Origin of the sequence: Sporosarcina sp. P1 (assembly GCF_002743155.1) — a bacterium.
Lineage (GTDB): Bacteria > Bacillota > Bacilli > Bacillales_A > Planococcaceae > Sporosarcina > Sporosarcina ureae_B.
Genome location: NZ_PDYS01000010.1, coordinates 93,452 through 112,400, shown reverse-complemented (window position 1 = coordinate 112,400; position 18,949 = coordinate 93,452). Strand labels below are relative to the sequence as shown.

Genomic DNA, 18,949 nt, shown 5'->3' with positions numbered 1-18,949 from the left:
CCTCTATCATATTGAAGAAATACCTAATGATTTTACCCCAAGTAGAATCTCTAAATCATTTAGATATTAGTGTAGCACTATCACCAGAACTTGGTAAATATCTCTAGCTAATTAAAATCCTAAATATATTCATGCTAGTAGACCACTCATTCATACTAATGATTCCAGTGAACTTCCCTAAGTCACTTGGAACGCAGCAAAACAGTCTAAAACCCCTTTCCATTTCATTGAAGCTATACCGGTTTTCCTCCTCGAACACCTTTCCAGTCGCACCCCAAACCCAATCAATGCTATAATAAACCCATTCTATATAATCACAACCTGTGCAAAGATTGATGGAGGGAACCTGACATGAAAACTGAAGCGAAATTACAAAAAGAAGCAATGAAAGTCCTAAAAGAGACAAGCCGTACATTCTACATACCAATCAAACTACTCGAACCAAACGTTAGAGAAGCTGTTGCGTCTGCGTACTTGTGTATGCGTGCAATCGATGAAATTGAAGACCATGAACAACTAGACGTACAGATTGTCATCGACTTACTGAACAAAGTAAGCGATATACTAGACCGCACGATCGCAACAGGCGAATCGATGGCGTCTGCACTGGACGAGTTATTCGCACCACACCGCGATCAGTTGCCTGAAGTGACATTGCGTTTAGCTGACTGGGTAGAGTTTTGTCCAGAAACGGCGCGTAATAAAGTACTCGAATCGACTGCGATTATGGGTCGTGGCATGGCAAAGTGGGCAGGTAAGGACTGGGTGATTGAGACGCGTGAAGATCTCGATGATTATACGTACTATGTCGCTGGATTAGTTGGCGTGATGCTTGCAGATATTTGGCGCTGGTATGATGGCACCGAGACGGATCGTGACTTAGCTATTGGCTTTGGCCGTGGGTTGCAGTCTGTTAATATTCTTCGCAACTACAAAGAAGATGCGGTGCGTGATGTGAACTTCTTCCCGAATGACTGGAAGTTGCCGGAAATGTTTGCGTATGCTGAAGAGAATTTGGCGCTCGCTGATGCGTATATTGAAGACATCCATACGAAGACGATTTTGAACTTCTGTAATATTCCATTGGCACTTGCGCATAGTACGCTTGACGCGCTGAAAGAAGGACGCGAGAAGATGTCGCGAATCGAAGTCGTAGCGGTCGTCAACAAGGCGATTCAAAAGTAACGTTTATTAATCGAATGAATGGAGGATTGTGATGCTCGATTTACTGATCATTATGTTTGAACGGGTCGGCATGATTGTGGCGGTCGCTTTCCTTCTTACTCGTTTTCGATTTTTCCAACATATGATCCATCAAGATGTATTGGATCGTCGGCAAGAGCTGACGGCGATACTCTTTTTTGGATTGTTTGGGATTTTCGGAACGTATTTCGGCGTGGCGCTAGATATGCAGACGTTTCACTTTGAAAATATGTCATGGCAACTCGCTACAGATGAGGCGATTGCGAATTCTCGTGTAATCGGGGTAGTCGTCGCAGGTTTGCTTGGTGGATATCGACTTGGGATCGGTGCTGGACTCATCGCTGGGATTCACCGAATGTCTTTAGGTGGATTCACGGCTATTTCGTGCGGAGTATCGACTATTATTTCAGGTATTCTTGCGGGTTACTTCTATAAGAAAGGCAAGCGTATTCGTCCGCTTTTGGCATTCACGATTGGAGCAGCTGCGGAAGCGTTACAAATGTTGCTCATTGTCGTGATGGCACAACCCTTTGAGAAAGCGTTTGCATTGGTTCAGACGATTGGCGTGCCGATGATTCTGGCGAACGGCATGGGGACTGCGTTATTTATGCTCATTGCGTATAACGTCATTAGTGATCAGGAAAAAGTGACCGCGTTGCAGGCGCAGAAAACATTGCGTATCGCAGATCAGACGCTTGGCTATTTACGGACAGGTATGCGAAAAGATACGGCCGAGGCGGTATGTGGGATTCTTCTAGATGAGTTGAAGCCAGGTGCTGTCGCGATGACGAATAAAACGGATATTCTCGCGTATGTCGGATCCAAAGGTACGATTAGGCAAGGTTTGATCCAGACTGACATCACACGTCAAGTGATACGAGAAGGTCAGCTCATTGTCACTGATTCTGCCACTCCTGATCATCCGGGTATCTCGGCATCCGAAGCCATCGTCATTGCACCACTTAAAACACGCGGTGAAACGATTGGAACGTTGAAGTTATTTTATCCATCACGTACGGCGATTACCGATGTCACGATCGAATTAATCGCTGGACTCGCTGCACTACTCAGCAATCAGCTTGAAATCGCCGAAGCAGATGATGCCTATCAACTGGCGAAAGAAGCGGAAATTCAGGCGTTGCAAGCGCAAATTAGTCCGCATTTCTTGTTCAATTCGATGAATATTATTCTTTCTTTGATACGGACGAATCCGGATGAAGCGCGTAAACTGCTGTCATCGCTGTCGTTTTTCTTGCGTCAGAATCTTGAAGGTACGACTGCGAAGATGGTCACGTTACAGCAAGAACTGGCGCATGTTGAAGCATATTTGATGATAGAAGAAGCGCGTTTCATTGATAAATTGAAGATTTGTATCGACGTCGATCCGCATGTCATGCAGGAGAAGATTCCGCCATTGACGTTGCAACCGATCGTTGAAAATGCGATGACGCACGGTATTAAAGATTTGGACGCCAATGCGATGGTCCATATTTCGATACATGAACGAGACAATGCCATTCATATTATGGTACAGGATAACGGTGAGGGAATCGTTCCAGCGCGTCTCGCTATGCTTGGGCAGGAACCAGTTCGGTCTGAAAAAGGTACTGGGCTCGGCCTCTATAACGTCAATCGACGCCTGAAGATGACGTTCGATAAAAATTCAGGCCTCACAATAAAAAGTACACCGAATGAAGGAACAAAGATTTCATTCCAGATTCCGAAGTCGGAGGTGAACGAATATGACGGAAACGATTCGCGTATTGGTCGTAGATGATGAAAGGTACGCGCGCGAAGAAATGATTTATTTGCTTGGACGATTTGAATGGGTGAAGGTTGTCGGAGAAGCGGATTCTGGAGAGTCGGCGATTATCAAGGCGATGCAGCTACAGCCGGATGTCGTGTTCCTCGACATTGAGATGCCGAAAGTCGATGGAATGGAAGTGGCAAAGACGTTAGGTGCATTGAAAAAAGTGCCATTGATTGTCTTCGCGACCGCTTATCCGCAATTCGCGGCAGAAGCATTTCGTGTCCATGCGATGGATTATTTACTGAAGCCGTATGATGAAGAACAACTGCGACAGACGATTGCGCGTGTAAAAGAGTTGCTGCATCGAACACAACATGAAACATCACCGAAACCGCTGGATCGATTGCCTGTCGAAACGGAAGGCGAAATCCACTACATCCCGATTCGCGATATTCTTTATGTGCATCGAGAAGAGAAGTGGACGAAAATCGTTACGTCTACGCGTGATTACGAAACGCGCATGACATTAAAAGAACTCGAAAACAAATTGATGTATTCATCATTTTTCCGCATCCATAAAAGTATTCTCGTGAACCTCGTGCACGTCAGTAGTTTGACACCTTGGTTCAACGGAGCGTATCAGTTAGAAGTGGATCAGCGTCCAGAAAAATTATCAGTTAGCCGAAATTATGTCAAAGAATTACGGCAACGTCTCGAAGGATAAAAAATCTCGTAACATGTTAATCTCCCGGAGTGCATCTTACTTCGCGATTCTGACATGTTACGAGATTTTGTCATAGATCGGACATCTTTCTATTATAGTTAATGTAAGCGTTATCAACATGAAGGAGGGAAAGAAGTAATGATTACATTTCTATTTTCTATCGTATTATTAATAGTCGGATACTTTACGTATGGTAAGTACATCGTCAACATGTTCGGCGTCAAGGAAGAGCGAGCTACGCCAGCGTATACGAGCGCGGACGGAGTCGATTACGTGCCGATGAGCACGAACAAGAACTCATTGATTCAATTACTAAATATCGCAGGAGTTGGCCCGATTTTCGGCCCGATTATGGGCGCGTTATACGGCCCGGTCGCATTTATCTGGATTGTCGTCGGTGCGATTTTCGCAGGCGCTGTACACGATTATTTGACAGGCATGATCTCGATCCGAAACCGCGGAGCACACTTGCCTGAACTGGCAGGAAAATTCCTTGGCAAAGCGATGAAACATATCGTCAATGCGTTTGCGTTATTATTACTCATCCTAGTCGGTACGGTATTCGTTTCGGCACCCGCAGGATTGCTGTACAACCTGATGAATGGTTGGATGGCGATGGGAATCATCGTTGCACTTATTTTCCTTTATTATATTTTGGCGACATTATTACCGATCGATAAGATCATCGGTCGTTTCTATCCACTTTTCGGCGCACTACTTGTGATCAGTGCAGTCGGTATCGGCGGCATGATGATTATCAAAGGTGTTCCGATTCCTGAATTGACATTTGCGAATTTGCATCCAGATAATATTCCGATCTTCCCGTTATTATTCTTGACGATCTCATGTGGAGCGCTTTCTGGTTTCCATGCGACACAGTCTCCGATTATTTCCCGGACAACGAAGAATGAAAGCCAAGGTCGCAAAATTTTCTACGGTATGATGATTGCTGAAGCAATTATCGCGATGATTTGGGCAGCGGCTGGTATGGCGTTGTTCAACGGTGTGACACTAAATGAATTGCTTGCAGCTGGTGGACCAGCAGTTATTGTTAGTGAAGTATCCATCACGATGCTAGGTGCTATCGGTGGAACACTTGCCGTGATCGGTGTCATCATTTTACCCATCACATCAGGCGACACAGCATTCCGTAGTGCACGCATGATTGTCGCGGACTATATCAAGTACCCGCAAGCAAAAATCATGAGCCGTCTATGGATCGCGCTTCCGATGTTCGCTATCTCGATTGCACTAACTCAAGTAGATTTCAACATCTTATGGCGCTACTTCTCTTGGGCGAATCAGTCCACTGCCGTCATTGCGTTATTCGTAGGTGCCATGTATCTCTTCATTGCCGGTAAGAACTACTGGGTTGCACTCATACCTGGCACGTTCATGCTGATGGCTACGACGACGTATATACTGAATGCAGCCATTGGATTCGGCTTACCGATGAATGTCTCCTTAATCGGAGCGACTGTCATCTCGATCTTCCTAGTAGCCTTGTTCTTCAACGCTGCAGTGAAAGCTCGAACCGCACAAATCCCGCTAGAAGAAGATATTACAAACTGGGAGTCTACTCGCACGATTTAATACGCTATACACCACCTGTTGAGCTTCGGTTCAACAGGTTTTTTCTATGGAGATGTAACTAGTTATTCTAGTTGTGATACACTGCTTATAGAGATAAAAGTTATTTTACACAAATGAAGATAAAATACACGAAAGATAGTTTTATTACAAATTAAATAACTTTAGTAACTAAATGTGTAAATATACACTTTAAGTGCAAAGGAGGAATAAAGCGTTGAATAAGCAGACAGTCATGGACTTAGTGTCGCCCCGCTTGAAGTTAATTCGAACAGAAATGGATTATACGCAAGATCAAATGGCGGAGATTATAGGCATTTCAAAGAAGACGTTAGTACAGTTAGAGAAAGGTCGTCAAGAAATTGGTTGGGCTACAGCAGTAGTAGTTTGCGCGTTATTTCGCGAAAGTGCTCTGTTGCGCTCGGTCATGGGAGACGATCCGATTGAGTTAGCTGAGATGGCTGTACATGAAGAAATTCATTCAAGAGAAACAGCAGCGAGTGCGTCTATTAATTGGTGGACGGAGGTCGGACAATGGCAGCAATATAAATTGCAACAGCATACGGCGGGTGGACATTATCGTATTATAGGAGCTGATCAAAAGCGTTTATTTAGTACGGGAGACCGCGAAAAAGCTTTGGCTGAATTCAAAAAATATATGGACATGTTGTAATCTTTATATGAAAATAATGCATGAAAAACAGAAAAAACCGGCTGTACTCTTTTTAGGAGTGAGCCGGTTTTTCGATGTGGAAAGAGAATTTTTGAGCCGTTATAAAAGCGCCTTTTTCATATGTGCGCTCTTCAAATTCCACATGATTTTCTTGATCTATTGTCAGTACAGTCGTGCAACGTGTGCCATAGTCTTTTGATGCGATAAATATCGAAGACAGCAAGCTCTCGAGATCTTCACCTACGCCGGTATTAGGTAGCAGTTCAGTCGGAAATCGTTCCGCTCGTTGCATCATGCCAAATAATATATCCCGATCTATCGTCTCTGTTTGTTGCAAGTACTCTGCCAACAAAGCTTTTGTTTTATCCACTTTCGGCCATGGAGTATTAAGTAAGGCGTTACTAAGTCCATGTGTGCCGTTAGGTAGTTGTTGGATGGATTGCTCGATGTTCGAGTAGTAAAACATATCTTCAGCGGATCCTACCAGGACATTGCAACCCGCATAATCTTCTCGATGTGTATGCAGTTGTTCCATAAAATCATGTGCGGATAGACTGGATTGTAGATAGGAAGATACAATATGACCGCGTGAGAATTTGCCTGTTTGCGGTAGCGCGAAGTCGCGATAATTTGTTAATGCAGCGACTTTTCCTTGTGTATTGATGCCGAGCCATGTGCCCATTTGTTCAAGATCACGTCCTGCTAAAATGTCTGGATAATCGCTCCAGAAGTTTGCTGGTGCTGTAGGACGTCCATATGCTTCATCTCGGTTCGCCATCATAACCAGTTGATACTTCGGATGGCTTTGCAATTGAAATGCCAGTAAACACATCATGTCACCCCGTTTGTATAGGTATGAAAATAGTGTATCATGTGCGATTTTATTTGGCGACTGGTTTAAAGGACTTTAATGAACGTGCAAACAAAGCGCTATATTGTTTGCCTTACTATTGAACACGGACGGCATACAGGGTATCATAGAACATATTGAACAAACGAATGGAAGATTTGTTTGTTGTGATTAAAAATGTATTAGGAGTGTGGAATATATGGAGTTTACTGAAACGTTCTGGGATGCTTCGTTAACGGAATTAAAGCAAGGATATATAGAACGATCCACATCATATGATTGTTTGCTGTGCGGTAAACAAATCGAAAAAGGTGTCATTTATCCGTACGAGAATGCATTGTATGAAGCGGAGCGATTTATGCATGTACATATCGAACATTCGCATCAGTCGGTGTTCGCGTATTTGCTTGAACTAGATAAGAAGTGGTCAGGCATTACCGATCATCAAGGTGATTTGCTGCGCTTATTTTATCAAGGGAAAAGCGACAAGGATGTACAGGAAGAATTGGAGATTGGCAGTGCGACGACGGTGCGGCACCATCGCTTTGCGTTAAAAGAAAAAGAACGTCAGGCGAAAGTGTTTCTTGCGATGATGGAGTTATTGAAGGAACGTGAGTCGTACGCGCAGGCGTTTATTCCGCCACATAAAGCGTCTCAATTATTCCACGATGAGTATTCAATGGCGGAGGAAGAACAACAAGCGATCCTGCGCACGTTTTTCCCTGACGGAACCGATGGCCAGCTAAAAGAGATACCCGCGACGGAAAAACAGCGGCGAATTATTGTCCAGGAAATTAGTAAGCGCTTTGACGGAGATATTTCGTACAGTAAGCATGAGATGAATGATCGGCTTTCGGAAGTCCATGAAGATTTCATTACACTTCGAAATTATTTAACTGAATACGGCTATTTCGGTCAGACGCGCAATGGTAGTCAATATTGGCTGAAGTGAGTTGCCTACATGCATCGTTTCAGGTTTAGAAATGACGATGGTGGGAAGACTAAGAGTAATCGCGAAAGGAGCGGAAGTAAATGACTGCAAAAGACACAGTACAGAAAATCTTGAATGAGAGCATGGTAGGAACGATGGCAACGGTGGACAACAATAAACCGTATAGCCGGTATATGACGTTCATGAGTGATGGGTTGACTTTGTATACACCTACGAATAGAAAAACGGAAAAGGTAGATGAGCTCGATGACAATCCGTATACCCATATTCTTCTTGGGTATGAAGGTGAAGGTTTCGGTGACGCATACGTCGAGTATTCTGGCCGTGTGACGATTTCCGATGACGAAAGCTTGAAAGAAAAGGTTTGGAATGATCATATGAAATCATGGTTTACTGGTCCCGAAGATCCAAATCTAGTTATTTTAAAAATTGAGCCTGAAGCGATTCGTTTGATGAATAAATCAGGCCAACCACCCGAAGATATTTCCCTGTAAATAATTACTATACTATAAAAGTATACCTGAATACTATATCCCGAAAGTGAGAGGTCACACTCTGATTTTCGGGATATTTTTGTCTAGTTGGCAAGTCATCCACAAATATGCGCAAAACCCGTGAATTCCCATTGCTTGAGCGCAATAAATGGGGGTATACTACTCATAAGAACACTTGTTCTTTTGGGAGGTGAATGCCAGATGAAACCATTACCGAATAGAAAAATTGCCTGTCTGGATATACGCAGCTTCTACGCGAGCTGTGCCGCGGCCATGGAAGGACTTGACGTAATGGAAGTGCCGATTGCGATTGTCGGCGATATGGAGAGAAAAGGCGGTGTCGTATTGGCTGCCTCACCGCCACTGAAAAAACAGTTTGGAGTTACGACAGGTATGCGTCTGTATGAGATTCCGGACGACCCACGTATTCGTTTAATTGAACCGAAAATGCAATTTTATATCGATGTGTCGATGGAATTGACGAAGTTGTTGAACCGCTATGTGCCGAAAGAAGCGATCCATGTATATAGTATCGATGAAAGTTTTATCGACTTTACGGGCACGGAAAAACTATGGGGACCTCTTGAGGCGTTGATTTTCCGCATTCAGGATGAGTTGTACCGGCAATTCGAGTTGCGTTCGGCGTGCGGAGTCGGACCGAATATGTTGTTGTCAAAACTCGCGCTAGATCTCGAAGCGAAGAAAACGGGGATCGCGCATTGGACGTATGAAGATGTGCCGAAGAAGCTATGGCCTGTTGCTCCGCTTCGTAAAATGTGGGGAATCGGCAAGCAAGTGGAGCGAACGCTTGAAGACATGGGCGTGTATTCAGTCGGTGATCTCGCGCATACGCCGCTTGAAAATTTGGAGAAGAAGTTCGGTGTGATGGGCAATCAACTGTATTATCATGCACATGGCATCGATTATTCCGACCTCGGCTCCGTGTTGATCGAAGGCCAAGTGAGTTATGGCAAAGGGCAGACATTGTTGCGCGATTATACGACGACTGACGAAATATTGGCTGTAATGCTTGAGATGTGTGAAGATACGGCAATGCGCGCGCGGCTTGCGAAAAAGAAAGGGCGTACGATCACCTTGTCGTTCGGTTATTCAAAGCACGTACTCGGTGGCGGGTTCAATCGTCAAAAAACGCTGTCGGAAGCGACGAATGAAACGATGGCGATTTATCGTGTTTGCCTGGGGCTGTTTGAAACGTTCCATGACGGGCGTCCGGTACGCCATATGTCTGTCAACTTGTCGAATCTTGAAGAACAGGACAGCTTCCAGCTCAGCTTATTCGAACCGATGAATGGGAAGCAACAGAAAATCGGTCAGGTGATGGATGAAATTCGCATGAAGTATGGATCAGCTGCTATTCTTCGCGCGGTTTCCGTTACGCCAGGGGGTACGGCGTATAGAAGGAATCAATTGATTGGCGGACATTATAAATGAAAACAAGTCGAATCAAGTCGTACCATCTCGCTATTATAGAGAGGATTTATTTCAAATACTGAAACATCCCAGTTCCGTAACTTTCGATAACCTAAAAGTTTTGCTAAAATCAAATAGCAAGCACTATAAAAAAGACTGCAAGAGAAGTGGTGCAGAACAAAGGAGGAAAGCCAGTGAAAGTATTACTGGATTTGCGCTGGTTTTTTTCTGAGAGAAAAAAACAATACAGCATAGGGATCACGGCTCTGATGATTGTCGCGTTACTGCAACTGGCACCGCCGAAAATTATCGGCTATATTGTCGATGCGGTCGCAAAAGATGAATTAACCGCGGAGATGCTGACGCGCTGGATGATTATTCTGGCAGTGACGGGTGTATTGATGTATGTCTTGCGTTATATTTGGCGCGTAATGATTTTCGGCTCATCGGTGTACCTTGCACGGGTCATGAGAGAGCGTCTGTTTAAGCACTTCACGCGCATGTCACCTTCATTTTATCAGCGACGCCGTGTCGGAGATTTAATGGCACACGCGACAAATGATATCAATGCGGTGCAACAAACGGCGGGATCAGGCATTCTGACACTCTTCGATTCGATTTCGACAGGTGGTTTCGTCATCTTGATGATGGCGTTTTCGATTAGTTGGAAGTTAACGCTGATCGCCCTCGTACCGATTCCGGTGATGATTATCTTGACAAGTTATTATGGACGGTTATTACGTAATCGATTCCGTGTGGCACAGGAAGCATTCTCTGATTTGAACGACAAAGCACAAGAGAGTATTTCGGGGATCAAAGTGCTGAAGACATTTGGTCAGCAAAAAGAAGATGTCGAGTCGTTCACGAAGCGTTCAGAGCAAGTCGTCAAGGAGAATATGCGCGTTGCGAAAGTGGATGCGTTGTTTGATCCGACGATTGCGGGAATTTTTGCGATCTCTTATGTTTTATCCTTTTATTTCGGTACACGCTTTATTTTATCAGGTGAGTTGTCGATCGGGGATTTGGTCGCGTTCACTTCCTATTTAGGACTGTTAACCTGGCCGATGCTGGCCATTGGTTTCCTATTCAATATTGTCGAACGAGGGAATGCATCCTACAGCCGAATCCAAGATTTACTTTCGGTTGAGCCGGGAATTCAAGATCGTCCGAATGCGGTGAGTCAATTGCCGCACGGAGATATCGTCTTTGATATCGATACGTTCAAGTTCCCAGACGACAAGCGGGCATCACTGCGTAATTTACACTTTACGATCAAGCAAGGTGAAACACTTGGCGTGATCGGAAAGACCGGTGCAGGGAAAACAGCGATTCTCAAGCTGTTAATGCGAGAATTCGAAGGGTATACGGGAACGATTACGTATGGCGGCATTCCAATTACGCGCTATAAGAAGGAATGTTTGCGCCAGGCAATCGGTTACGTGCCGCAAGACCATTTCTTGTTCTCGACGACACTCGGTGAAAATATTGCCTTTACGAACCCGAAGATCGATCCGGAGAAGATTGTGGCGGCTGCGAAATCCGCGCATATTCACGAAGATATTCTGACGTTTGAAAAAGGCTATGAAACGCTGGTTGGAGAACGTGGCGTATCGTTATCCGGTGGACAGCGTCAGCGTGTGTCCATTGCACGTGCGTTGCTCATGGATCCGGAGCTATTGTTGCTGGATGATTCATTATCCGCAGTAGATGCCCGGACGGAAGAAGCGATTCTGCGTTCATTGAAAGAAGAAAGAACGGGTAAGACGACCATTATTACGTCGCACCGCTTAAGTGCCATTCAGCACGCTCATCAGATTATCGTTCTCGATGAAGGGGAAGTCGTTGAAATTGGCGATCATGACAGTTTACTCGCACAAAACGGAATGTATAAAGAAATGTACGATCTGCAACAGCTAGAGTCGATCGTAGAGCAAGGAGGCGGCGCAGATGAATAACAAACAGAAGATGTCCGCCAGAGATCAGTTCAAAACGTTCATGCGGCTAGCGAAATACGTCTTGCCGATGAAGAAAAGCGCACTGATTGCGATTCTATTATTGCTGTTGACGGTAACATCGACGATTCTTGGACCACTAGTGATCCAGCGATTCCTCGATGACTATGTCGTACCACTAAACTTCCCGGCGAAAGAAGTATGGACCATTGCACTAATTTACATCGGACTACAACTCGTCAACATTGTCGGGTCGTATTTCCAAACATTGCGGTTTCAAGAACTTGCACTCGCAATCATCCAGCAAATTCGGATCGATGCGTTCTCGAAAGTCCAAAAACTTGGACTACGGTATTTCGATCAGACACCTGCTGGCGGAATCGTTTCACGTGTAACGAATGATACGGAATCGATTAAAGAAATGTTCGTCAGTGTGGCGGTTACGTTCATGCAGGCGATCTTCGGAATTGTCGGCGTCTACATTGCGCTCTTTACGCTGGACGGAAAACTCGCGCTCTATACACTGATCTTGTTGCCGTTATTCCTCATTCTTGTATCGGTCTATCGCTATTACAGTGCAGACTTCTATCAAGATATCCGGGAACGGCTCAGTCAGCTGAACGCGAAAATCTCCGAGTCATTATCTGGTATGGTCATGATTCAGGCTTTCCGCCAAGAGAAACGCTTGTCTGACGAGTTCATTGAAGTCAATGAAGGACATTACCGTGTTGGGCTACGAAATATTCGTTTCGACAGCTTGATGCTTGGGCCATTTATCGATTTATTGTATGCCGGATCCATCGTCGCGGTACTTAGCTATTTCGGAACAGCATCGTTTACGTCGGTCGTGGATGTCGGGATTATTTATGCGTTCACTACGCTGCTGAGACGTCTATTCCAACCGATCAATCAAGTGATGCAACGTTTGTCGATGTTCCAGCAAGCGATCGTCTCTGCGTCGCGAGTATTCGCGTTAATCGATAATCCAGAAATTGAACCGAAACAAAAAGCAGTTTCTACTCAGCAAATTAAAGAAGGTACGATTGAATTCCGTGATGTGACGTTTAGTTACGATGGAAAAAATGACGTACTCAAAAATATTTCCTTTACGGCGAATGCAGGCGAAACGGTCGCACTTGTCGGTCATACGGGAAGCGGAAAGAGTTCGATCATCAATCTATTCATGCGTTTCTATGAATACGAGCGTGGCGACATCTTCATTGATGGGGTATCGCTAAAAGAGTATCCAATAGAAGAATTGCGGAAGAAAGTAGGACTCGTCTTGCAAGATCCGTTCATGTTTTACGGGGATATCGCAAGCAACATCCGTCTGCATAACGAAGAGTTGACCGATGAAGATGTGCGGGAAGCGGCAAAGTTCGTCCAAGCCGATCAATTTATTGAAGAGTTGCCGAACGGCTACGAGCAGAAAGTGACAGAACGCGGGTCGACATTATCCAGTGGACAGCGTCAGTTGATCGCTTTCGCACGGACCATTGCCATGAACCCGAAAGTTCTTGTGCTCGACGAAGCAACGGCGAATATTGATACCGAAACGGAAGTTGCAATTCAGAAAAGTTTGGAGAAGATGCGCGAAGGCCGTACGACGATTGCGATCGCTCACCGTCTGAGCACGATCGCCGATGCCGAATTAATTCTCGTACTCCACCATGGCGAAATCGTCGAACGTGGGACACATGCAGAGTTGCTTGCGCAAAAGGGCTTGTACTATACAATGTATGAATTGCAGAACGGTACGCAAGGGTAAGTTTATATGATTGTCAAAAAGATTTCACAATCAAATGAAGCGTAATCTAGCCTCTTGTTTGTTACGATAGAGTGGGAATGTTGGCGCTTGCCGACATTCTACTTGTCCTATTGTTAAAGGAGGAATTTTGTTGGGGACGGATGTTAATATTTTCTTTGCGTTTGGAGCAGGTTTCCTGAGTTTTATTTCTCCATGCGTATTACCGCTCTACCCGGCCTTTATATCGTATATCACCGGGATGTCATTAGATGAACTCGGAGATAAGAAAAAAGGAATGAACCGCTCAGGCATGTTGCACACGCTGTTCTTCTTACTTGGATTCTCGATTGTATTTATTATTTTAGGATTCAGTACATCGTTTATCGGATCTATCTTCTTGCAATATCAAGATTTGATACGTCAGCTAGGTGCAATATTCATCATCATCTTCGGACTGATGACAATCGGATTATTTAAACCAGAATTTTTAATGCAAGAGAAAAAGCTGCAATTTAAAAATCGTCCCGCGGGTTACTTCGGCACGGCATTGATCGGTCTAGCGTTTTCCGCTGGATGGCAGCCATGTATGGGCCCAATTATCGGTGCCATTATTTATCTAGCTGCGACGAATCCGGCATCGAGTATGTTGTATATGATGCTTTATGTACTTGGTTTCGCGATTCCATTCTTCTTCTTGTCATTCTTCATCACAAGAATTGGCTGGATCCGCAAACACAGTATGAAGATTACGAAAGTAGGCGGCTACTTGATGATCGTGTTCGGTATTATTCTATTCTTTAACGGAATGGTCTATTTCACAAGTTGGCTTAGCCCGATCTTTGGCGACTTCCAAGGCTTTTAATGTAAGCTGGTAAGCAGAAAAGAGGTGTAGGATGAAAGAAATTACTTCTTTTGACGAGTGGCAGCATGTATTGAATGAGACACCGCAGTTTCTGTTGTTTGTAAAGACGAATAATTGCTCCGTCTGCGAAGGACTGTATCCGCAAGTGGCGGTACTCGAAAGCGATTATCCGTTTGACTTCTACCGTGTGAACGCAGCGGAAGTTCCGGAACTAGCTGGACAATTGTCACTCTTTACTGCACCGGTCGTCTTATTATTTAACGAACAGAAAGAATGGACGCGTTTTGCACGGATTGTTCCAATGAATGATCTAAAGAAACGCCTCGATGAGCTAGTGCAGTGGGGGAACGTAGATGCATAAGATACAACAACTGATCGATTATGTCTTCACAAGTATTCCTTCCATTTACTTGATCATCGGTTCGACGGTGATCTTCGTCGTGATGACAACATTTGTCTACACGATGCGAGCGAAGGCGTCGAATAAGCCGATTCAGGCGAAGAAGATTATCTTACCGCCATTGTTCATGTCGACAGGGATGTTGATGTTCTTGTTCGACGAGTTCCAAGTGCCTTGGATGCAAGTGGTAGAAGCCAGTTTGGTCGGCTTGATATTTTCCGTGTTTTTGATTTATACAACGAAATTCGAGATCAAGGATGACGGAATTTATTTGAAGAAGTCGAAGGCGTTTTTACTTATCTTGCTCGGGTTGCTGGTGATTCGCATGGTCGGCAAGATCGTGCTGAGTAACACAATTGACATTGGTGAGCTCGGCGGCATGTTCTTCATCCTTGCATTTTCGATGATCTTGCCGTGGCGGATTGGGATGCTGGTGAAGTATAAGATGCTTGAGAAGAGTATAGTAGGGAAGAAGTCGTCCTTGTGACGGCTTCTTTTTTTATGATTAGAAATGAAAGGCAAGGGACTACGTGAGGGGATTTGCGCTCTAGGCGGACGCGTTCTGGAGGGGTCGCGGTGAGCCCCCTAGTCACTGCGTTCCTTTAGTGGTCTCACCTGTCGACCTGATCCTCCCAGAGTCGCCGCTCCTAGTGCAAAGATGTGCTCCCAACGCTTCGCTTATGCTCGCAAAAGCCGTACTTCGCAACGGCTCTCGCTCCAATCCTTTGCAATGCGAGTGAGAGACATTCTTGTTGTGCATTGAAGCTATTATTGTAATCAATCTAGTAGTTACAACTAGAATTGAACTTGAACTTCACTACGTTCAAAGATCACAATCATTCACATACTATCGCTAGTGAATGATCCACCTCATTTCACTTTCTACGTAGGATTTCCACGAAAGCTGGGGGCGACTCTGGGAGGATCAGCGCGAGTTCGAGAACCCGGACAGATGCCTTAATTTCTGCAAAGTACACAGAAATACGGCAAAGCGAACCCTTCGCTGTTCACTTGGCTCGGGCCGCGCCCTCCAGAAAGCGTCTCCCACCTGGAGTGGAAATCTCAAGCCCTAGACCGTGATTCACTGAACTAATGAACTTGAACTTAACAAAGTTCAATGAACACAATGGATCACTTACTCTAGCCAGTGTGTGATCTAATTTCAACCTACTTTTAAGTAAGGATGGAAGCGGAAGCTGGCGGCGAGTGCAAAGATGTGCTCCTAACGCTTCGCTTTTACTCGCAAAAGCCGTTCTTCGTTACGGCTCTTCCTGATGGATCAGCTCGATCAGGTGAGACAACCAAAAGCGAGCAACGCGACCTGGTTGGCTCACCGCGAGCCCATAGGAAAGCGTCCGCCAGCTGGAGCTTCCATCCCATGACGTATCCCCTTAACTCACTGAACTTATGAACTTGAACGAAATACTTAAAACCACACAAAAACAGGATGCCCCATCAATAGGGACATCCTGTTTCTTAGTTACGTAAACAAATGCTCATATGGCTGAATATCAATTTCCATTTGCTTGAGCTTCTTACGCAAGAAGTTATGGTCGCGCTTTGGCGTAGCAAGAATATATCCCTTGATAATATGATCAAATTCAATAGTTTTGGCACGGTCTTCTAACGCAATCTCACCGATCTTGGCACCGATCTTCTGCTTCGCCACGTCGCGGAACAATTCCGGCACGGGCGTAACTAGTTCGTTGAGCATGCTTTTCGCTTCGTCATTCCATAAATGCAACGACTCGTTGACATAATGCTCTTCCCAATCCAGCGTCGATTTTCCGTCTTCTTTCGGCAATACTTTTAGGAACTTCCGGAACATGAAGAATCCACCGATAGCGAATAAGCCGATCATCACAATACCCCAAAATATAATAAACCACATAAATAGGTCTGGCACGGTTTTTTCACCTCTTCCATTCTACCCTTCATTATAAAAGCAATTGAAAAATATTTCACTAACAAAGTATCCTTTTCGCTTTTTTCGTCTATATAGCGGATGAAAGGAGGTGATACACATGGCAGCAACACTAGAATTCAGTCAAGCTACGGCGAAGATCCACTTTAATGCAGGTGTTAACGAGAAAGGTCACTTGATTCGCAAGATTAAAACGTACAAATTCATCAATGACGACGCAACACCCGCAAATATGTACACGGCTTTGACACAACTTGCTTCATTATCGAGCTACCCATTAATTCAGATCGAGAAAGTCGTAACAGAAGATCTTCATAACTAAAATCGTACAGGAGGAGAGCGCATATGGCAAAAGTATTGGAATTAACATTTTTAACGGCGGCGAATAAGCCGGTTACATTAACGGTAGACGAACCGGATGAAGACATTACGCAAGGTCAAGTGGAAGCGGTTATGCAGCAAGTGATCGCAAGTAATATTTTCCGCATCGAAGAATCTCCACTCGCCACGATCAAAAGTGCACGAATCGTTGCGCGGGATACACGAAACATCGTCAGTCGATAAGTTGCAGCCGGTTTTCAGTCACGTACTGGAAGCCGGCTTTTTCATCGAATGCTAGAGGGAGAGGAGGAGTGAACAATGGAACACTGGCTACAGCTCATACAAGATGTCGGATTTCCGATTTTCGTATCGTTTTATCTACTGCATCGTTTGGAAGTGAAGCTTGAAGCGATTCATGGCGTTCTCTCGGACATCAAAAACAGATGACTTCATAGGAACTTCATGATTCCGACAAGATTTAGCCAAAATGGAGGACGCCTTCACCTTGTATGCCTTGTGAACTTTCGTTATGATAAAGTGACTAGTAAAAGGTGGAGGAATCGAATATGTATAAAAAGCTTTTGATACCATTGACACTTCTATTCGTGCTGATGTTGAGTGCGTGTGGTGGGGAGTTTAAGCCAGATCATAAATATAAAGTGGATTCATTTGAATTTACCAATCAGAACAATGAGACCGTAACCGATGAAGACTTGAAAGGCTCTGTATGGCTGGCACAGTTTGTGTTCACGAATTGTACAACCGTTTGTCCGCCAATGATGCACAATATGGTCACGTTGCAGGAAAAATTGATTGACAATAACATCGAGGATTACAATATCGTGTCATTCAGTGTAGACCCCGACGTGGATACACCGGAAGAACTCGGGAAGTATCTCGACCTGTTCAGCGCGCCGGATGAAAGCAAATGGCAGATGCTGACAGGTTACGATATGGAGACTATTGAAAAATTAGCCGCTTCATCATTTAAACAATTAGTGAAGCAAATCCCTAACGATGATCAAGTGCTCCATGGTGTTTCATTTGGCTTGGTGAACCAGAACAATGAAGTGGTAAAATTATACGGTGGGAACGAAGATGTGCAATATGATACAATCGTCAAAGACATGAAAGCACTCATCAAAGAAGGCAACTAATCAACAGAAGGGGTGAGGCAATGAAGAAATTAAAGAAAAAGAGGCTCAGTCGATCGGGACGAGTTATGGTCGCTTTTTTGGTTTTATTAGTACCTGTTGCTGTCACACTCTTTACGATTTCCGCCATTCTTTGGGTGAATTTCGGAAAACACGACACAATCACAGAAACGGCTACGTCGTTATTTCATATTCAAGACCGTAAAACGGGAGAAGCCATCCCACAGGAATTTATTCCAATCTATATTGAAGCAGCAAAAGAATACAATATTCCTTGGACATTGCTTGCAGCGCATCACCGCATTGAGACCAGGTTCTCTACAATGAAAACCGATGTTTCGCCTGTTGGAGCGGAAGGGCCGATGCAGTTCATGCCGTGCACCTTCGTTGGCTGGGATTATCCCGGTTGTAAGGAGTTAGGCAAAGGAGACATTCCTGAGCGCGACAAGATTGACCCTGCAGTGATCAAGCAATACGGTGGTTACGGTGTCGATGCGAACGGTGACGGAATAGCGGATCCATTTGATATGGAAGACGCCATCTTCAGTGCCGCTCATTATCTGTCGGATAGTGGTGCAGCGGACGGGGATATACAAAAGGCCGTTTTCACTTATAATCATAGCGATCAGTATGTAGAAGATGTATTGTGGTACTACAATGAGTTCGAAGAGCAACGCATAGCATCAGAGAAGCAAGTGAAGAAATAAAACGTAGAGTCCACCGAGTTTGGTTGCTCTGCGTTTTTTTAGTTTCTATAAGTTGGTAGGTAGTTCAAAAAGTAGGGCGATAGAGCGGTTGCAAGTCGCGTTAGAGCGCTTTACGTAAAGTATGAGCGGTTACGAACCATGATAGAGCGGTTATCAACAAGTAAAGAGCGCTTCGCGACGGCCATAGAGCGGATACCGATGAACTATGAGCGCTT

At 44.7% G+C, this 18,949-nt stretch carries 20 protein-coding genes; 18 read left to right on the top strand and 2 right to left on the bottom strand.

Annotated elements, in window-relative coordinates; genetic code table 11:
• The first annotated feature begins 351 nt into the window (after positions 1-351).
• The 5 genes from CSV73_RS11250 to CSV73_RS11230 all read left to right on the top strand — a co-directional run bounded on the left by CSV73_RS11250 (position 352) and on the right by CSV73_RS11230 (position 5,940).
• Entirely contained in the window at positions 352-1,185 is an 834-nt protein-coding gene (locus CSV73_RS11250) for a squalene/phytoene synthase family protein (RefSeq protein ID WP_099627619.1), read from the top strand.
• A gap of 31 nt (positions 1,186-1,216) precedes the next feature.
• Positions 1,217-2,980 (top strand): sensor histidine kinase, encoded by a 1,764-nt coding sequence (locus CSV73_RS11245; RefSeq protein WP_099627618.1) that lies wholly within the window; start codon positions 1,217-1,219, stop codon positions 2,978-2,980.
• Positions 2,946-3,677, top strand: coding sequence for a LytR/AlgR family response regulator transcription factor (locus tag CSV73_RS11240; protein ID WP_099627617.1), 732 nt, complete (start codon positions 2,946-2,948; stop codon positions 3,675-3,677). Before CSV73_RS11245 ends, CSV73_RS11240 begins: the two co-directional genes overlap by 35 nt.
• Positions 3,678-3,815: 138 nt before the next feature.
• A complete protein-coding gene (locus CSV73_RS11235; RefSeq protein ID WP_085130638.1) occupies positions 3,816-5,270 on the top strand; it encodes a carbon starvation CstA family protein in 1,455 nt (484 codons plus the stop codon).
• A 214-nt stretch (positions 5,271-5,484) separates the two neighbouring features.
• Positions 5,485-5,940: a helix-turn-helix transcriptional regulator gene (locus CSV73_RS11230; RefSeq protein ID WP_099627616.1), complete on the top strand. Its 456-nt coding sequence runs from the start codon at positions 5,485-5,487 to the stop codon at positions 5,938-5,940.
• Between the two features lie 52 nt (positions 5,941-5,992).
• On the opposite strand, the gene CSV73_RS11225 is transcribed toward CSV73_RS11230, so the two are convergent.
• Positions 5,993-6,775: an NRDE family protein gene (locus tag CSV73_RS11225; protein WP_233191795.1), complete on the bottom strand. Its 783-nt coding sequence runs from the start codon at positions 6,773-6,775 to the stop codon at positions 5,993-5,995.
• A gap of 214 nt (positions 6,776-6,989) precedes the next feature.
• Here CSV73_RS11225 and CSV73_RS11220 point away from each other — a divergent pair, with 214 nt between their 5' ends.
• The 8 genes from CSV73_RS11220 to CSV73_RS11185 all read left to right on the top strand — a co-directional run bounded on the left by CSV73_RS11220 (position 6,990) and on the right by CSV73_RS11185 (position 15,115).
• A complete protein-coding gene (locus tag CSV73_RS11220; protein ID WP_099627614.1) occupies positions 6,990-7,742 on the top strand; it encodes a DUF2087 domain-containing protein in 753 nt (250 codons plus the stop codon).
• Positions 7,743-7,822: 80 nt separating this feature from the next.
• Positions 7,823-8,236 (top strand): pyridoxamine 5'-phosphate oxidase family protein, encoded by a 414-nt coding sequence (locus tag CSV73_RS11215; protein WP_099627613.1) that lies wholly within the window; start codon positions 7,823-7,825, stop codon positions 8,234-8,236.
• A 201-nt stretch (positions 8,237-8,437) separates the two neighbouring features.
• Positions 8,438-9,688 (top strand): Y-family DNA polymerase, encoded by a 1,251-nt coding sequence (locus tag CSV73_RS11210; RefSeq protein ID WP_099627612.1) that lies wholly within the window; start codon positions 8,438-8,440, stop codon positions 9,686-9,688.
• A 173-nt stretch (positions 9,689-9,861) separates the two neighbouring features.
• Positions 9,862-11,622, top strand: coding sequence for an ABC transporter ATP-binding protein (locus CSV73_RS11205; protein WP_085130650.1), 1,761 nt, complete (start codon positions 9,862-9,864; stop codon positions 11,620-11,622).
• Positions 11,615-13,387, top strand: coding sequence for an ABC transporter ATP-binding protein (locus tag CSV73_RS11200; protein WP_099627611.1), 1,773 nt, complete (start codon positions 11,615-11,617; stop codon positions 13,385-13,387). Before CSV73_RS11205 ends, CSV73_RS11200 begins: the two co-directional genes overlap by 8 nt.
• Before the next feature lie 130 nt (positions 13,388-13,517).
• On the top strand, positions 13,518-14,228 hold the full coding sequence (locus CSV73_RS11195) for a cytochrome c biogenesis CcdA family protein (RefSeq protein WP_085130654.1): 711 nt from the start codon (positions 13,518-13,520) through the stop codon (positions 14,226-14,228).
• Positions 14,229-14,259: 31 nt separating this feature from the next.
• Positions 14,260-14,589: a thioredoxin family protein gene (locus CSV73_RS11190; RefSeq protein WP_085130656.1), complete on the top strand. Its 330-nt coding sequence runs from the start codon at positions 14,260-14,262 to the stop codon at positions 14,587-14,589.
• Positions 14,582-15,115: a CcdC family protein gene (locus CSV73_RS11185; protein WP_085130658.1), complete on the top strand. Its 534-nt coding sequence runs from the start codon at positions 14,582-14,584 to the stop codon at positions 15,113-15,115. Before CSV73_RS11190 ends, CSV73_RS11185 begins: the two co-directional genes overlap by 8 nt.
• 993 nt (positions 15,116-16,108) lie before the next feature.
• On the opposite strand, the gene CSV73_RS11180 is transcribed toward CSV73_RS11185, so the two are convergent.
• Positions 16,109-16,519, bottom strand: coding sequence for a DUF2621 domain-containing protein (locus CSV73_RS11180; RefSeq protein ID WP_085133516.1), 411 nt, complete (start codon positions 16,517-16,519; stop codon positions 16,109-16,111).
• Positions 16,520-16,652: 133 nt separating this feature from the next.
• On the opposite strand from CSV73_RS11180, the gene CSV73_RS11175 reads away from it, so the two are divergent.
• From CSV73_RS11175 to CSV73_RS11155, 5 genes are all read left to right on the top strand, one after another.
• Positions 16,653-16,874, top strand: coding sequence for a DUF1659 domain-containing protein (locus CSV73_RS11175; RefSeq protein WP_085130661.1), 222 nt, complete (start codon positions 16,653-16,655; stop codon positions 16,872-16,874).
• 23 nt (positions 16,875-16,897) lie between these two features.
• On the top strand, positions 16,898-17,116 hold the full coding sequence (locus CSV73_RS11170; protein ID WP_085130663.1) for a DUF2922 domain-containing protein: 219 nt from the start codon (positions 16,898-16,900) through the stop codon (positions 17,114-17,116).
• 75 nt (positions 17,117-17,191) lie between these two features.
• Complete coding sequence (locus CSV73_RS11165; RefSeq protein ID WP_081241957.1) at positions 17,192-17,320, top strand: YvrJ family protein; 129 nt, start codon at positions 17,192-17,194, stop codon at positions 17,318-17,320.
• A gap of 119 nt (positions 17,321-17,439) precedes the next feature.
• On the top strand, positions 17,440-18,030 hold the full coding sequence (locus CSV73_RS11160) for an SCO family protein (RefSeq protein ID WP_099627610.1): 591 nt from the start codon (positions 17,440-17,442) through the stop codon (positions 18,028-18,030).
• Positions 18,031-18,050: 20 nt separating this feature from the next.
• The gene (locus CSV73_RS11155) at positions 18,051-18,734 is read left to right on the top strand and encodes a lytic transglycosylase domain-containing protein (protein WP_099627609.1); all 684 of its coding nucleotides are present in this window, start codon (positions 18,051-18,053) and stop codon (positions 18,732-18,734) included.
• Positions 18,735-18,949 lie beyond the last annotated feature (215 nt).

Coding starts and splice junctions, on each gene's coding strand:
- CSV73_RS11250 (WP_099627619.1), top strand. CDS start 352: ATGAAAACTGAAGCGAAATTACAAAAAGAAGCAATGAAAGTCCTAAAA.
- CSV73_RS11245 (WP_099627618.1), top strand. CDS start 1,217: ATGCTCGATTTACTGATCATTATGTTTGAACGGGTCGGCATGATTGTG.
- CSV73_RS11240 (WP_099627617.1), top strand. CDS start 2,946: ATGACGGAAACGATTCGCGTATTGGTCGTAGATGATGAAAGGTACGCG.
- CSV73_RS11235 (WP_085130638.1), top strand. CDS start 3,816: ATGATTACATTTCTATTTTCTATCGTATTATTAATAGTCGGATACTTT.
- CSV73_RS11225 (WP_233191795.1), bottom strand. CDS start 6,775: ATGATGTGTTTACTGGCATTTCAATTGCAAAGCCATCCGAAGTATCAA.
- CSV73_RS11220 (WP_099627614.1), top strand. CDS start 6,990: ATGGAGTTTACTGAAACGTTCTGGGATGCTTCGTTAACGGAATTAAAG.
- CSV73_RS11215 (WP_099627613.1), top strand. CDS start 7,823: ATGACTGCAAAAGACACAGTACAGAAAATCTTGAATGAGAGCATGGTA.
- CSV73_RS11210 (WP_099627612.1), top strand. CDS start 8,438: ATGAAACCATTACCGAATAGAAAAATTGCCTGTCTGGATATACGCAGC.
- CSV73_RS11200 (WP_099627611.1), top strand. CDS start 11,615: ATGAATAACAAACAGAAGATGTCCGCCAGAGATCAGTTCAAAACGTTC.
- CSV73_RS11190 (WP_085130656.1), top strand. CDS start 14,260: ATGAAAGAAATTACTTCTTTTGACGAGTGGCAGCATGTATTGAATGAG.
- CSV73_RS11185 (WP_085130658.1), top strand. CDS start 14,582: ATGCATAAGATACAACAACTGATCGATTATGTCTTCACAAGTATTCCT.
- CSV73_RS11180 (WP_085133516.1), bottom strand. CDS start 16,519: ATGTGGTTTATTATATTTTGGGGTATTGTGATGATCGGCTTATTCGCT.
- CSV73_RS11175 (WP_085130661.1), top strand. CDS start 16,653: ATGGCAGCAACACTAGAATTCAGTCAAGCTACGGCGAAGATCCACTTT.
- CSV73_RS11170 (WP_085130663.1), top strand. CDS start 16,898: ATGGCAAAAGTATTGGAATTAACATTTTTAACGGCGGCGAATAAGCCG.
- CSV73_RS11165 (WP_081241957.1), top strand. CDS start 17,192: ATGGAACACTGGCTACAGCTCATACAAGATGTCGGATTTCCGATTTTC.
- CSV73_RS11160 (WP_099627610.1), top strand. CDS start 17,440: ATGTATAAAAAGCTTTTGATACCATTGACACTTCTATTCGTGCTGATG.
- CSV73_RS11155 (WP_099627609.1), top strand. CDS start 18,051: ATGAAGAAATTAAAGAAAAAGAGGCTCAGTCGATCGGGACGAGTTATG.